At 61.3% G+C, this 12,812-nt stretch carries 12 protein-coding genes; 4 read left to right on the plus strand and 8 right to left on the minus strand.

From position 1 onward, the window contains the following. The first annotated feature begins 166 nt into the window (after positions 1 to 166). Genes traC through traG form a run of 3 tightly spaced genes read left to right on the plus strand, consistent with a single transcriptional unit; the run spans position 167 to position 2,649 of the window. Positions 167 to 463 carry a conjugal transfer protein TraC gene (gene traC, locus ACTJKL_RS22375; RefSeq protein WP_440853830.1) on the plus strand — a complete coding sequence of 99 codons (297 nt, stop codon included), beginning with the start codon at positions 167 to 169 and terminating at the stop codon, positions 461 to 463. A 4-nt stretch (positions 464 to 467) separates the two neighbouring features. Next, positions 468 to 680 (plus strand): type IV conjugative transfer system coupling protein TraD, encoded by a 213-nt coding sequence (gene traD / locus ACTJKL_RS22380; protein WP_440853831.1) that lies wholly within the window; start codon positions 468 to 470, stop codon positions 678 to 680. Further along, positions 673 to 2,649 (plus strand): Ti-type conjugative transfer system protein TraG, encoded by a 1,977-nt coding sequence (gene traG / locus ACTJKL_RS22385; RefSeq protein WP_440853832.1) that lies wholly within the window; start codon positions 673 to 675, stop codon positions 2,647 to 2,649. The genes traD and traG overlap by 8 nt, the downstream gene beginning before the upstream one ends. Positions 2,650 to 3,227: 578 nt before the next feature. On the opposite strand, the gene ACTJKL_RS22390 is transcribed toward traG, so the two are convergent. After that, a complete protein-coding gene (locus ACTJKL_RS22390; protein ID WP_018098123.1) occupies positions 3,228 to 3,536 on the minus strand; it encodes a DUF736 domain-containing protein in 309 nt (102 codons plus the stop codon). A 454-nt stretch (positions 3,537 to 3,990) separates the two neighbouring features. Between ACTJKL_RS22390 and ACTJKL_RS22395 the strand changes: the two genes are divergently transcribed. Continuing rightward, positions 3,991 to 4,167, plus strand: coding sequence for a hypothetical protein (locus ACTJKL_RS22395; protein WP_338280587.1), 177 nt, complete (start codon positions 3,991 to 3,993; stop codon positions 4,165 to 4,167). Between the two features lie 24 nt (positions 4,168 to 4,191). Here ACTJKL_RS22395 and pepT read toward each other — a convergent pair whose 3' ends face one another. The 7 genes from pepT to ACTJKL_RS22430 form a co-directional block, all read right to left on the minus strand. Next, positions 4,192 to 5,418, minus strand: a complete 1,227-nt coding sequence (pepT, locus tag ACTJKL_RS22400) for a peptidase T (protein ID WP_338280947.1) — start codon at positions 5,416 to 5,418, stop codon at positions 4,192 to 4,194. A gap of 141 nt (positions 5,419 to 5,559) precedes the next feature. Further along, positions 5,560 to 6,795 carry a CapA family protein gene (locus tag ACTJKL_RS22405; protein ID WP_440853833.1) on the minus strand — a complete coding sequence of 412 codons (1,236 nt, stop codon included), beginning with the start codon at positions 6,793 to 6,795 and terminating at the stop codon, positions 5,560 to 5,562. Positions 6,796 to 6,875: 80 nt separating this feature from the next. Continuing rightward, positions 6,876 to 8,549, minus strand: coding sequence for a dipeptide ABC transporter ATP-binding protein (locus ACTJKL_RS22410; protein WP_440853834.1), 1,674 nt, complete (start codon positions 8,547 to 8,549; stop codon positions 6,876 to 6,878). Further along, entirely contained in the window at positions 8,546 to 9,421 is an 876-nt protein-coding gene (locus ACTJKL_RS22415; protein WP_440853835.1) for an ABC transporter permease, read from the minus strand. The genes ACTJKL_RS22410 and ACTJKL_RS22415 overlap by 4 nt, the downstream gene beginning before the upstream one ends. Positions 9,422 to 9,435: 14 nt before the next feature. Then, a complete protein-coding gene (locus ACTJKL_RS22420) occupies positions 9,436 to 10,413 on the minus strand; it encodes an ABC transporter permease (protein WP_440853836.1) in 978 nt (325 codons plus the stop codon). Positions 10,414 to 10,419: 6 nt separating this feature from the next. Further along, entirely contained in the window at positions 10,420 to 12,024 is a 1,605-nt protein-coding gene (locus tag ACTJKL_RS22425; protein WP_018098115.1) for an ABC transporter substrate-binding protein, read from the minus strand. 134 nt (positions 12,025 to 12,158) lie between these two features. After that, positions 12,159 to 12,731 carry a hypothetical protein gene (locus ACTJKL_RS22430; protein ID WP_440853837.1) on the minus strand — a complete coding sequence of 191 codons (573 nt, stop codon included), beginning with the start codon at positions 12,729 to 12,731 and terminating at the stop codon, positions 12,159 to 12,161. Positions 12,732 to 12,812 lie beyond the last annotated feature (81 nt).

Consider the following 12,812-nt stretch of genomic DNA (forward strand, 5'->3'; position numbering starts at 1 on the left):
AGCGACGTATAATTGCGCCCTTCGGATCCGCTCCTTCGGAACGGCCGGGATCATTCACCAAAGCTTGCGCTTTGGCGATTGTAGGATTCACAGTAGTGCGTTCCGCGCTCACCTCCCTGAAACTGGCCTCGTATGACAGCTTTCTCACCCAAGGGAGACAGACGGAATGAAGAAGCCATCCTCCAAGATCCGCGACGAAATCGCCAAACTCCAGGAACAGCTCAAGGTCGCCGAGACCCGCGAAGCCGAGCGGATCGGTCGGATCGCGCTTAAGGCCGGGCTTGGCGAGATTGAAGTGGACGAGGCCGAGCTGCAGGTAGCCTTCGAGGAACTGGCGAAGCGGTTTCGCGGAGGTGGGGTTCGCACGACCGGAGGGAAGAGGGGGGCTGGCGTCGGCGAAAGCAGTACACCCTCCACGCAGAACGCGGCTGGCACGGCTGCGGGCGGGACTGCTGAGGCTTGAGCGGATGGCGCGCACAACCACATCCGACGCCCGCAAGAAGGACACGCGGGAAAAGATCGAACTTGGCGGCCTGATCGTCAAAGCGGGTCTTCGCCACGAGAAACGCGCGCTTCTGCTGGGCGCCCTGATCGAGCTGAGCCAACGGCTTAAGGCCGACGAGACCGTACGCCCGCGGCTGCTTGCGATCGGAGCGGAGGCCTTCAAGACAGATGGATAGGATCATGCTCTTCATCGTACCTGTCGCGCTGATGTTCCTGCTCACGATCGGATTGACCGGGATCGAACACTGGCTGTCCGGCTTTGGAAAGACGGAGGCTGCTCGGCAGACGCTCGGCCGCGCCGGCATTGCCCTGCCTTATGTCGCCGCGGCGGTCATCGGCAGTGTCTTCCTGTTCGCGAGCGCCGGCGCGATCAGGATCAAGACGGCAGGATGGGGCGTCGTTGCCGGCGGTGTAGCGACAATTGTTGTCGCCATCGTTCGCGAGGCAATCAGGCTGTCGGCATTCGGGAACCAGCTTCCGGCCGGCAAGTCGATCCTTTCCTATGTCGACCCCGCGACGCTGATCGGCGCGGCGGCGGCAGCGATGTCCGCCTGCTTCGCCCTACGTGTCGCGCTCGTCGGCAACGCGGCCTTCGCCAGTGCTGAGCCCAAACGCATACGCGGCAAGCGGGCGCTTCATGGCGAGGCCGACTGGATGAAGATGCAGGAGGCGGCCAACCTGTTTTCGGACGCTGGCGGCATCGTCGTCGGCGAACGATATCGGGTCGACAAGGACAGCGGAGGAACGCGCCCGTTTCGCGCTGACGATCCCGACACATGGGGCATCGGCGGCAAGCCACCGCTCCTGTGCTTCGACGGCTCGTTCGGCTCATCACATGGCATCGTGTTCGCCGGTTCCGGCGGCTTCAAGACGACGTCGGTGACGATCCCGACGGCGCTCAAATGGGGCGGCTCGCTGATCGTCCTCGACCCGTCGAACGAGGTTGCCCCGATGGTGTCAGTGCAACGAGGCAGCGCGAATCGGGATCTATTCGTCCTCGACCCGAAGAAGCCGGAGACCGGCTTCAATGCGCTTGATTGGATCGGGCAATTCGGCGGCACCAAGGAAGAGGACATTTCATCCGTCGCTTCATGGATCATGAGTGATAGCGGTGGCACACGCGGAGTTCGCGACGACTTCTTCCGGGCCTCGGCCTTGCAATTGCTGACGGCGATGATCGCTGACGTTTGTCTCTCCGGCCATACGGAGAAGGAGAACCAAACGCTTCGCCAAGTTCGCGCCAATCTCTCCGAGCCGGAGCCGCAGTTGCGCCAACGCCTGCAGGAAATCTACGACAATTCGGATTCGGATTTCGTCAAGGAGAACGTCGCGGCTTTCGTGAACATGACGCCCGAAACCTTCTCCGGCGTCTACGCCAATGCGATCAAGGAAACCCATTGGCTGTCCTATCCGAACTACGCCGCGCTGGTTTCCGGAAAGATGTTTTCGACGGGGGATCTTGCCGAGGGAAACACCGACGTCTTCATCAACATCGATCTCAAGACCTTGGAGACGCATGCGGGCCTCGCGCGCGTCATCATTGGCTCGTTTCTCAACGCGATCTACAATCGTGATGGGGCGATGCCGGGCCGTGCGCTCTTCCTCCTCGATGAGGTGGCGCGGCTTGGCTATATGAGGATCCTGGAAACCGCGCGCGATGCCGGTCGCAAATATGGCATCACGCTCGTCATGATCTACCAGTCGATCGGGCAGATGCGCGAAACCTATGGCGGTCGCGACGCCGCCAGCAAATGGTTCGAGAGTGCGAGCTGGATCTCGTTTGCGGCGATCAACGACCCGGAAACGGCGGACTACATCTCGCGCCGTTGCGGCATGACAACAGTCGAGATCGACCAGGTCAGCCGAAGTTCGCAGATGAAAGGATCGTCCCGGACGCGGTCGAAGCAGTTGGCCGCACGACCGTTGATCCAACCGCACGAGGTTCTTCGAATGCGAGCGGACGAGCAGATCGTATTTACGGCCGGGAACGCGCCGCTGAGATGCGGCCGCGCGATCTGGTTCAGGCGCGACGACATGAAATCCTGCGTCGGAGCGAACAGATTTCACACGCTCGGAAACCCACCCGATGCACTTCGGGTCGAGCCGGCGCGCAGCGCAGCGAGCAAGGCTGAACCAGAACAATGAAGAGTATCGGAGAAATCAGCGTGAGCGCCGCCCAAAGGGCGGGATTTCGGGAATTCTCGTCGTGCGAGGGCGGGAACAGCGCAGCCGCAGGAGCTTCAACATAGTGGCCCGAAGGGGAGGCGGGACCGACTGCGCCCCGCATCTCGCACTCCGCCTAAAGCGCCTTGTTCGTAAACGCAGATGAAACCGAAGCCGAGGTAGGTTGAGGCGAACAGGAGAGGACCGAGCCGCCTGCGCAAATCACTGACCGCGCGATCCTCTGCGCCGTGATCATCATTGCTACGGGAGGCTGGCTTGCCCTCGGGGGCGCTGGCAACCTCTCCGGAACTGCTAACTGCGGCTAGGACACCGACACCAGACTCGTTATCGACCGTGTTTTTGATCTGCGGCGCCGATCGCCATGTGAACTGCGCCGTCGACGGCCATACGTCTGGTTTGGTGGGGAGAAAATCGCGGATATCGGTCAGACATTTCCGGTCCTGTACGGCACCAGAAGAGCCGGAAGCGGCTCGATGCCCGCTTGCGGTTTCTCAATTCGGCCGGTTGGCCCCGCCTCCCGGCGGGGCCTCGCCCGGATCTCAGTCCCGGTTGGGGCGCGACCAGATCAGTTGGTAGCCGTCCTCGCCTTCGACTTCGGTGAGGGTTGCGTAGATCGGCGCGGGGAAGCTCGGGTCGTCTAGCTTGACCGAGAGGTAGTCGCGGTCCTGCTCGGACCGCTTCTGCCAAGCTGCACCGAGCTCGACGTTGCCGGCGTAGATGCGGAAGTGCGGGCCCTTGTCGGAGGGGTTTTCGATGCGGGCAATGCGAGCCTTGACGTTGAGGGCGAGCGTGCGGATCGAGCCGTTGAAGCCGCTTTCGGTGGAGTTGAAGGTGCCGATGGTTGCCATTGTGGTGTTCCTTTCGTTGGTTTCGGACCGCGCCCTTCGCGGCCTCGATGGCTGTCACAAGGATCGGGGACGATTGGGCCGCACCTGACAAGGCCGGAATGGAATGGAGGACGGCCGGGAGAAACTTTGTTGTTTCGGGAGGAATGAGCGCCTGAGCGCTCAGGGGAAGAAAGTTTTGTATGGCCGTTGCGGGAAGACGATCGAGGCGAAGCCGCTCTCCGATCAGACATGCCTCATCGAGCCCGAGGAGGACGTGGCCAATGCCGACGGATCAGAGGAACGCGGTGATGGCAACGTGCCACGGACTCGCCCAAGCGGAACATAGCATGTGGTCAAACCGTTGCTCTATTCCTATGTCCGGGCGCTGGTTCGGTGGCGACGGACCTGCCGGCTGGAGTTGCCTTCAATAATCAACCCGGTCTCGAGTGCTCGCGATTCGTCGCCTGGAGGATTCATGCGTCAGCAGACAAAGCCGTTTACCGTAGAAATCAAGCAATCCCGAAAGCTCAAACCGACCGACCGCACAACCTCGATCTGGGGCAAGCTGGACCTAACTCCAGATCAGGGCACGCTCACGGATAGAGAGCAGAGAGAGGTGTCGGCCGTTGGCGGCGACAACGACCGACTCTGAGATTTAGGCCGCGACTTTCTCATCTCAGCTACTCGCCGACAGTTGGCAAATCTTGAACGCAACTTCCAACGACTTTTCGAAGGCTGGTATCGGCAAAAATTCGTAGCGCGAATGGAAGTTGTAGGCGCCGGTGAAGAAGTTGGGTGTCGGTATTCCTCTGGCCGAGAGGACCGCGCCATCGGTGCCGCCGCGCATCGGAATCACCTTCTTCTCAATCCCTAGTTCCTCCATAGCGCTAAATAGCAGAGCGACGGCACGATCGTCACGAGCGAGGCTCGTGGAGATGTTTCGATAGGTGTCGGTGACCTGATACCGGACATTCCCGGTCGGATAGCGCGATCTCATCGCTTCCGCCACCTCGGCGATTTGGCGTTTGCGCCGATTGAAATCATCTGTGCCAAAATCCCGGATCAAAGCGGTCAGTGTGGCCCCGCTGTCGTTGGCGATGACGTCCTTGAACCAGAAAAATCCCTGGCGTCCTTCGGTGGATTCAGGCGTCTCCTCGCGGTGGAAGTGGGAGATGAAGTCCATCGCCATCAGCAGCGGATTAACGAGCGTTCCCTTCGCGGACATCGGGTGCGCACTGACGCCGGTGAGGACGATCTCGCAGGATGCGGCGTTGAATGTCTCCAGGACCACCTCGCCAAGTTCGCAGCAGTCGATCGTGTAAGCAAAATCACAAGGGAAGCGGGAGAGGTCCATCGCCTTGGCGCCGCGCATTCCGATTTCCTCGTCCGGGACGAAGGCGACAAAGATATCGCCGTGGCCAACCTGCTGATCAAGCCGGGCAAGCAGCGTCATGATGACGGCGATGGCGGCCTTGTTGTCCGCGCCGAGGACACTGGTGCCGTCACCAGTGATGATGTCATTCCCCTCCCACCCAAGAACTTCCGGATGTTCGGCGACCCTGAGCCAGATGTTTTCCTGGCGATTGAGGCAAAGGTCTTTGCCTTCGAAGCGGAGGATTTGCGGGCGGACGAAGGGCGAGAGGCCGACATCGACGGTGTCGAGATGCGCGATGAAGCCGATCGGTGGGACCTCAGGCCTGTTGCCACGCTTGACTCCCGTCACGATGGCATGCTCGTCGACCAGCACGTCGTTCAGGCCAATTGCGCGCATCTCGTCGGCGAGCAGGGCAGCGAGTGCTGCTTGTCCGGGCGAGGACGGCAAGGATTGGGAGCGGCCGTTGCTTTGACTCTCGATCGCGGAATAGCGAAAAAAGCGGCTGATGAGTTCTTCCCTAACTTCCATGTTGTCCATCCTCGTCCTGAAGAGATTCCCGCTCTTGTCGTCGGCGTTTTTTGGCTGAGATGGGTCGGCCCGCTCCGCTGCCCGCTGTCGTGGTGGACTGCGGAGTTAACCAGCAAGCCCTTTGGTACGGCGCTCTACAGGCTAAAACCTGATGACACCGACCCCGCCGGAAATCTCGACGTCGACGCCGAATCTCGTCGATTGTTCGGAAAATCGGCGCAATATCCGTTCGGCGCTTTCGCCTGCTGCTAGATGCGGCGCCAGGCGATGCTCCAGCACCCCATCAGCCAGCGCTTCATCGCCTCCGATAATGACGGGGTGAAGCGTGATCTCGATTAAACCGTTATCATCACCGAACGAGCAAAGGCCGATGACGCTCTCCCAGACTTCGGGTGCCGTCCAGGTCGACTTCTCGGAACGCACGTGGAAAATGAAATTCCCGAGGCTGTAGAAGATCGGCCGGCCCCGGTGGATCTCCATCGGCTGGAGGACGGGCGCACCGTGGCTCACGAACATATGAGCACCCGCATCGATGCATCGTTTGGCAACGCCACTCACCCAGTCGGGGACCTGATACCAGTCGGACGCCCAATGGTGATGGTGGAGATAGGCGATCACCAGAGATCCGTCCGCGGCCGTAGCCGCGATCGCGGCGAGATTCCCGGCGAGATCGGCCTCATCGATCTTGACGCTGCGTCCGAACCTTTCCGATCGCGTGAAGACCGCACGCGAGATGCCGATTTCGGATTCCGGGGCGAGGCGCGGCGGATCGTCCGGCTGACTGTCGTTGGTGAGATCGATAGCGGTATACCCAACCTTGTCGCGAATAGCCCGGATTTGATCGAACGCGGTCTCGTCGACCTCGATGACCTGGGACAGCCGAAGCCGATTGACCCCCGGGCGTCCTGGGCGATTGTCCTCGGCGTCGGCCGCGTACATGAAATTCGGACCGGGGCCGCCGTCCATCGCCACGATCGCCACGCGCCGTCCACCAATCATTCCGGTGCCTGCCCGTGAGGCTTGCGCGCGGTCACGGCCGAGGCCGGCATGGAGGAAGGCTCGCTTCTCCACCTCCTCGAGCGTCGAGAGCACGCCGGATGGGCCGAGGTCGAACGCATGGTTGTTCGAAAGCGAAAGCGCGCGGAACCCGATCGCACGAAGGCTGTCGAGAACGGCTGGATCGCTGCAGCCGAAGAAGGATCCCTTAAGTGGCCACCCGCCGTGGCTCCCAAGGATGGTCCCTTCGAAGTTGGTGAACGCGAGATCCGCCTGATGCAGGAGAGACTGAACCTCACGGAAGGCCGGGGCAGGGATGTCGCGGATGTCGTGCTTGATAAGCGATTGGCCAGTCACGGCCAATGTGAACCTGTCATTCATGGAGTCACCCTCGGTGGCGATACGTGTTTCAAGAATTGGTGGTTCGGGGCTGGGCCCATTCGTTGAGACGCCGGCGCAGCTCAGCATCTGAAGCGGTGCGGTCGGGCGTTGATGAGCGCGCGCGTGTAGGGATTGTCGGATCGTGAGAAGATGAAATCGGATGGTCCGAAATCCTCGACCCGGCCATCCTTGAAGATGTAGACGGAACTGCACATCTCCTGGACGATGGCGAGGTCGTGGGAGATGAAGATCATCGTCATCTCGCGCTCGGCGATGGTGTCCTTCAGAAGTTGGATGATCTCGGCCTGCACCGACACGTCGAGTGCCGATGTCGGTTCGTCCGCGACGATGATCTCAGGCGCCGCGAGCAGGGCCCGCGCGATGCAGACGCGCTGCCTCTGACCGCCGGAGAGCTGGTGCGGATAGCGGGCGAGCAGGCTGCGAGCGAGCCCCAACCGATCCATCATCGCCGCTGCGTCCGTCGGTTCTTCCCCGGCGGCGAGCTTCGCGCCGAAGCGGATGCTTTCGTCGAGCGTTTCGGCGATGGTCATGCGGGGGTTCAAGGACGCGGAAGGATCCTGGAAGATCATCTGCACCCGGCCGAGGAGGCCGTTGCGGCGACCGCCTCTGGAAACGTCGAATTCGCTGGCACCGATCCGGATCCTGCCCGCAAGCGCCGTATCAAGGCCGGCGATGATACGGCCGAAGGTCGTCTTGCCGCTTCCGCTCTCGCCGACAACGCCGGTGATCGTGCCGCGTGGCAGTTGGAGGCCAACGTCATGCAAGCCGAACTTTGGCTTGCTTCGGCCAAAGCCCCACGCAAAACCCTGCTGCGCGAATTGTTTCGACACGCCGTCGGCGACGAGAAACATCGGCGCCTTGTCGTCTCCGATCGAGGAAACACTTCGGCGGCATCCGTCGTCCGCGCTGGTTGTCAAAGCGGTGACCCGGAGCCTCGGAACGGCGGCGAGCAGTTTGCGTGTGTACTCGTGGCTGGGCTGATCGAGAATGGTGGACGTGCGGTCCGCTTCCACCACCTGTCCTTTGCGCATCACCAGGACCCGATCGGTGATCTCGGAGATCACGCCCATGTCGTGAGTTACGAGGATGATGGAAACGCCCGTTTCGTCTACAAGGTTTCGAAGTAGTCCGAGGATCTGCTTCTGGACGGTCGCATCGAGCGCCGAGGTCGGCTCGTCGGCGATGATGATGTCGGGAGCGCCGGCAAGAGCAATCGCTATGACGATGCGCTGCCTTTGTCCTCCGGAGAACTGGTGCGGGTAGTTGCGGTATCGTCGCTCCGGCTCCGGAATTCCGACACGGGCAAGGAGATCGAGGGTGCGAGCCCGCGCCTCACGCCTGGAAAGTGAGCCGTCGACCGCAAGGCAGGTTTCCTCCACCTGGGCACCGATGCTCATCAGCGGATCGAGGGAGGCGGTGTGGTCTTGGAAGATCGCTGATATCCGACGCCCTCGAAGCGCCTCGCGCTCATCGGGCGTCATGGTGTGGATCGCCTGACCATTGAACTCGATCGTCCCGGACGTCTGCTGGAGCTCGGGCGAAAGAAGGCCGAGCACGGCATTGCCGAGCGTCGACTTTCCGGCTCCCGACTCGCCAATGATGCCGAGGATCTCGCCGCGTCCGAGTTCGAAACTCACGTCCGACAGTATTGTCGTCAAGCCGTCACCCGAAGCGTGGCGAAGGCCAAGGTTCTCAACCCGCAACAGGGGTGTCGTCACGTGTTCCACTGTCATAGCGAATGGTTCCTTGGATCGAGGCTGCGTCGAACGTCTTCACCGACGCGATTGATGCTTGCGATCAGACCGAAGAGGGCGAGCCCCGGGAACAGGCTGATCCAGTATTGACCGGTGAGAAGATACTGGAACCCGTTTGCGACCGCGGAGCCGAGCGAGGGCTTGTCGATCGGAACGCCCAAACCCAGGAAAGAGAGGGTCGCCTCGAGTGCGACGGCATGGCCGACCTCGATCGGGATCAAGGTTACGGCCGGCGCGATGCTGTTCGGAAGCAAGTGGCGGAAGATGATCCGCGACGTCGGCAGCCGCATCAATCGGGTCGCATCCATGTAGGGTTTGTTCGCCTCGCTCAAGGCAACGCCGCGCGCGATCCGCGCATAGGTCGCCCATTGCGCAATGATCAACGCCAGAATGATCCGGTCCACGCCCGGGCCGAGCGTGACGATGGCGATGAGCGCGATCAGGATCGTCGGCACGCTGAGCTGCAGGTCGACGAGCCGCATGATCGCGACATCGACCCACTTGCCGAAATATGCGGCGCTGACACCGGCCGTCAGCCCGACCAGCGCGGCGATCGCCGCGCTGGTGATCGACACCACCAGGCTGATGCGCAGGCCATAGAGGATAGTACTGACGATGTCGCGGCCGAGCCCGTCCGTCCCGAGCAGGTATAGATAGCCGCCGCTACCGAGCGTGCCCGGCGGCGAGGACGCCTCCCATCCGTAGATCTGCAACGGATCGTAGGGATTCTGTGGTGCGATTGCCGGTGCCGCGATAGCAAGCAAAATGTAGCTCGCAAGCAGCACCTTGGACGCGGTCAGGACCGGTCCATGCGGACGCTTTCGGAGCGCCCTCAAAATTTGAGCTTTCATGACGGGGTCACCTTTCACGAAGACAGGCGCACGCGCGGATCGAGCACGGCATAGAAGAGGTCGACCAGGGCATTCAGCGCGACGAACGCGACCGAGATGAAGGTCAGTGTTGCCATCACCACCGGGCGGTCGAGGAGCTGAATGGAGTCGATCAAGAGCTTGCCGACGCCAGGCCACGAGAAGATCGACTCCACCACCACGGCAAAGGCGAGCATGCCGCCGAACTGCAGGCCGATGATCGTCACAATCGGCACGCTGATGTTCGGGAGGGTGTGCCGAAACAGAATCCTATGCGGGGAGAGCCCTTTGGCGCGGCAAAACCGCGTGTAGTCCAGGCTTTCGACTTCAATCGTTCCCGATCGTGAAAGGCGGGCGATGAGAGCGATGTTCGGTATCGCCAGCGCCAATGCGGGAAGCACGAGGTGCCACAGTCCGTCGCCGGTGAAGATACTCCATTCCTGCCCCAGAAAACTTGCGGTCGAGCCTCTGCCACCGGATGGGAACCAGCCTGTCAGGATGGCGCCGACGAGGATCAGCATCATCGCCAGCCAGAAGGATGGAACGCTCAGCGCCGACACGCTCGCCTTCAGGACGGTCCGATCGAATAGGGTTCCGCTCCGTCGGCCGGCAACGAGGCCGAGCCCCGTTCCAAGCGGTGCCGCTATAAGCATGGCGACAGACGCGAGTTCCAGCGTTGCCGGCAGCTTGGCCATAACCAGCTCGAAGGCCGGCAGATGATAAATGTAGGAGGTGCCGAAGTTTCCGCTGACCACATTGTCGATAAAGACGAGATATTGCCTCCAGATCGGTTGATCCAGTCCGAGCGCGATTGTCGCCCGCCTGATATCTTCTGGCGTGGCGGTTTCGATGTTGACCACGTTGAAGACCGGATTGCCGACGCTGTGGATGCCGATAAATCCGATCAACGACATGACGATGAGGAGCAGGAAGGCTTGCGACAGCCTTCCCAATGCAACTGAAATCATGCCCATGGTCGCTTACTCCACTGCCGCAAGCGTCTGCATCGCGGTCGTCCAGCCGCGGGGATGCATCACATAGGAGCCGACCCGTGGGCCGTAACCGACGATGTGATGGAAATGGTAGAGCGGTATGATCGGCTGGTCGGCCATAACGAGTTCCGTGGCTTGCGCCAGCGCTTGGTACCGCTCCGGCCCCACCTCAATGCTCTCCGCCTCGGCGAGCATCGCGTCGAAGGCATCGTTTTGATAGTTCCCGAAGTTCAGGGCACCGGTTCCGCGCTCGCGGTTCGGGGATGCCAGCAGGGTATGGAGGATGATATCGACCGCCTCGCCGGACGTGCCGCCGTACCAGACGGCGTAGTCGCCGGCGGCACGTTTGGTATTGAAGACCGAGAACGGAGCGGCTGATGGCTGGGCGTTTACGCCGATACGGGCCCAGCTTTGGGCGATGGCTTGAAGGCTCTCGGCGTCACCGGGGTAGCGTCCGGCGGGCCCTGCAAGAACGAGGTTGAAGCCGTTCGGAAGGCCTGCCTTCGCAAGAAGGGATTTTGCCTCGTCATAGTTGGGCGTCCCTGGCACCAAATTTGCCGAGGTGCCCGGCAGGCCATTGGGAAAGACCTGAGCCGCAGCCGTGCCATAGCCGGCGAGGATCTTGTCGACCAAAATGCCCCGGTCCGTCGCCATCGCAAGCGCACGGCGAACCAGAGGGCTCTTGAATGGATTGGCGATTGGTTCGCCCGACTTGCCCGTCACGCCCGGAAGTGTCTCCCGCGACACGTCGAATTGCACGAAGTTGACGCGCGCGGCACCCACGCTTGCAATCCTGGCGCCGCGCTCCTTCAACGAGGCGACGTCGCGCGCCGGAATGGCATCCGCCAGATCAATCTCACCTGTGCTGAGTGCCGCAACGCGGGCGGCCGGGTTCTCGATGACCCGGAACATCACATCGCGCCAGGCGGGCTTGCCGCCCCAGTAGTCGTCGTTCCGAACAAGCCTCAGGCTCTCGCCGGAACGCCAGCTTTCGAACCGGTAGGGACCGGTACCGACGGGAGAGTGGCCGGCATTGAGATCCTCCGTTGTCTCGAACCCCTCGAAGGGTCGGTTCATCACAAAAATGGAGGAGAAGAAGAGTGGCAGATTGGGGACCGGGCCATTGGTCTCGATGAGGACGGTGAGGGAATCGGAGGCCGAGACCGACTTGATGCCGCTCACATAGGAGCGAAAGCCGCCGCTAGGCGGTTTGAGGAAGTCACGGATGCGCTCGATCGTGTATACGACGTCGTCCGCGCCGAACTTTGAGCCGTCATGAAAGCGGACGTTGTCGCGGAGCTTAAACTCCCATTGCTTCTCGGACAGTGGCCGCCAGGAGGTGGCAAGGCCAGGCTTCAGCTCGAGATTCTCGTCCTGATAGACCAGCCGCTCGTAGATGTGGGAGAGCAGCGAGGTGTTCTCGTTGAGATTGGCATAGTGCGGATCGAGCGTCATCAGCTTGTAGGACGTGGCGATCCGAAGCTCCGCGGTTTCCTGTGCCTGCGCCGACGTCATCGACGGAGCACTCCCGAGGAAGATTGAGATCAGAATCGCTGAAAGCAGGCGTGGACGAAATTGGCTTCCCAGTTTCATTTGAAGTTCCTTGTTTTTCGTCTTTGGTAGTGTCGGAATGCCGCGTTGGGGCAGGCTCTAACGCGTGATTTCCAAGGCGAAATGCTCTGAAAGAGCGCGGTGCGCATGTCTTTAGCTCGCCCGCAATCCCGGGATCACGCGTGTGGTTGGACCATCCCCGGAGACTCGGGTTGGAATTCGGGCGCCGACAGGCGATTAGGTGCGCTCGCAACAGAGGCGATATCGATCTTCAGGAGGTCGGCAATGACGGAGCGGATTTGCGGCCAGGGATCTTCTTGGCTTGTGGGGGAGGGTTGCCACTTGGTGATGGCAGCGTGGAGCTTTGCCGTTGCCCCGGCAATCGATTGCGCCGGTGTCCTCCACAGGGCTTCCGCCGCCTCGTCCTCCGCGACGGATGCACGATCTTCAGCTTCGAGAGCCTCGTCGTAGGCTCGCGAACCTGCGGTTTGCTCAAGCGGTGGCGGCAAAACAGCCGGAAAGAGCGCTCTTTCGAGCTGCTGCTGGCGCAAACTAGATTCGCTCAAATGCTGCCAAGCTTTGCACCATTGCTGCCAGACCGCGAGCGCGGGATCGTCGTTCCACGCATGCGAAGGCAGGGGCTTCGTCGTGGCAAAGTCGGGAATTGTGGGTAACGACGCGGCTATGAAGGAAAGAATATCTCCCCGGGTGACCGTAGACAAAGTTCTGCTATTGTCGGAATCAGCCATGATCCGAGCTCCCGTAAGCTTGGTTGTGGTCAGGCTGTGCCCGGTGCTCGCAACACCAGGTACAGCCGTTTGACTGTTCAT

Origin of the sequence: Sinorhizobium sp. 22678 (assembly GCF_052044265.1) — a bacterium.
GTDB lineage: Bacteria > Pseudomonadota > Alphaproteobacteria > Rhizobiales > Rhizobiaceae > Sinorhizobium > Sinorhizobium meliloti_A.

Bases quoted from the DNA above. Each gene is read 5' to 3' on its own strand.
- traC (WP_440853830.1), top strand. From the start codon at position 167: ATGAAGAAGCCATCCTCCAAGATCCGCGACGAAATCGCCAAACTCCAG.
- traD (WP_440853831.1), top strand. From the start codon at position 468: ATGGCGCGCACAACCACATCCGACGCCCGCAAGAAGGACACGCGGGAA.
- traG (WP_440853832.1), top strand. From the start codon at position 673: ATGGATAGGATCATGCTCTTCATCGTACCTGTCGCGCTGATGTTCCTG.
- ACTJKL_RS22390 (WP_018098123.1), bottom strand. From the start codon at position 3,536: ATGGCAACCATCGGCACCTTCAACTCCACCGAAAGCGGCTTCAACGGC.
- ACTJKL_RS22395 (WP_338280587.1), top strand. From the start codon at position 3,991: ATGCGTCAGCAGACAAAGCCGTTTACCGTAGAAATCAAGCAATCCCGA.
- pepT (WP_338280947.1), bottom strand. From the start codon at position 5,418: ATGGAAGTTAGGGAAGAACTCATCAGCCGCTTTTTTCGCTATTCCGCG.
- ACTJKL_RS22405 (WP_440853833.1), bottom strand. From the start codon at position 6,795: ATGAATGACAGGTTCACATTGGCCGTGACTGGCCAATCGCTTATCAAG.
- ACTJKL_RS22410 (WP_440853834.1), bottom strand. From the start codon at position 8,549: ATGACAGTGGAACACGTGACGACACCCCTGTTGCGGGTTGAGAACCTT.
- ACTJKL_RS22415 (WP_440853835.1), bottom strand. From the start codon at position 9,421: ATGAAAGCTCAAATTTTGAGGGCGCTCCGAAAGCGTCCGCATGGACCG.
- ACTJKL_RS22420 (WP_440853836.1), bottom strand. From the start codon at position 10,413: ATGGGCATGATTTCAGTTGCATTGGGAAGGCTGTCGCAAGCCTTCCTG.
- ACTJKL_RS22425 (WP_018098115.1), bottom strand. From the start codon at position 12,024: ATGAAACTGGGAAGCCAATTTCGTCCACGCCTGCTTTCAGCGATTCTG.
- ACTJKL_RS22430 (WP_440853837.1), bottom strand. From the start codon at position 12,731: ATGGCTGATTCCGACAATAGCAGAACTTTGTCTACGGTCACCCGGGGA.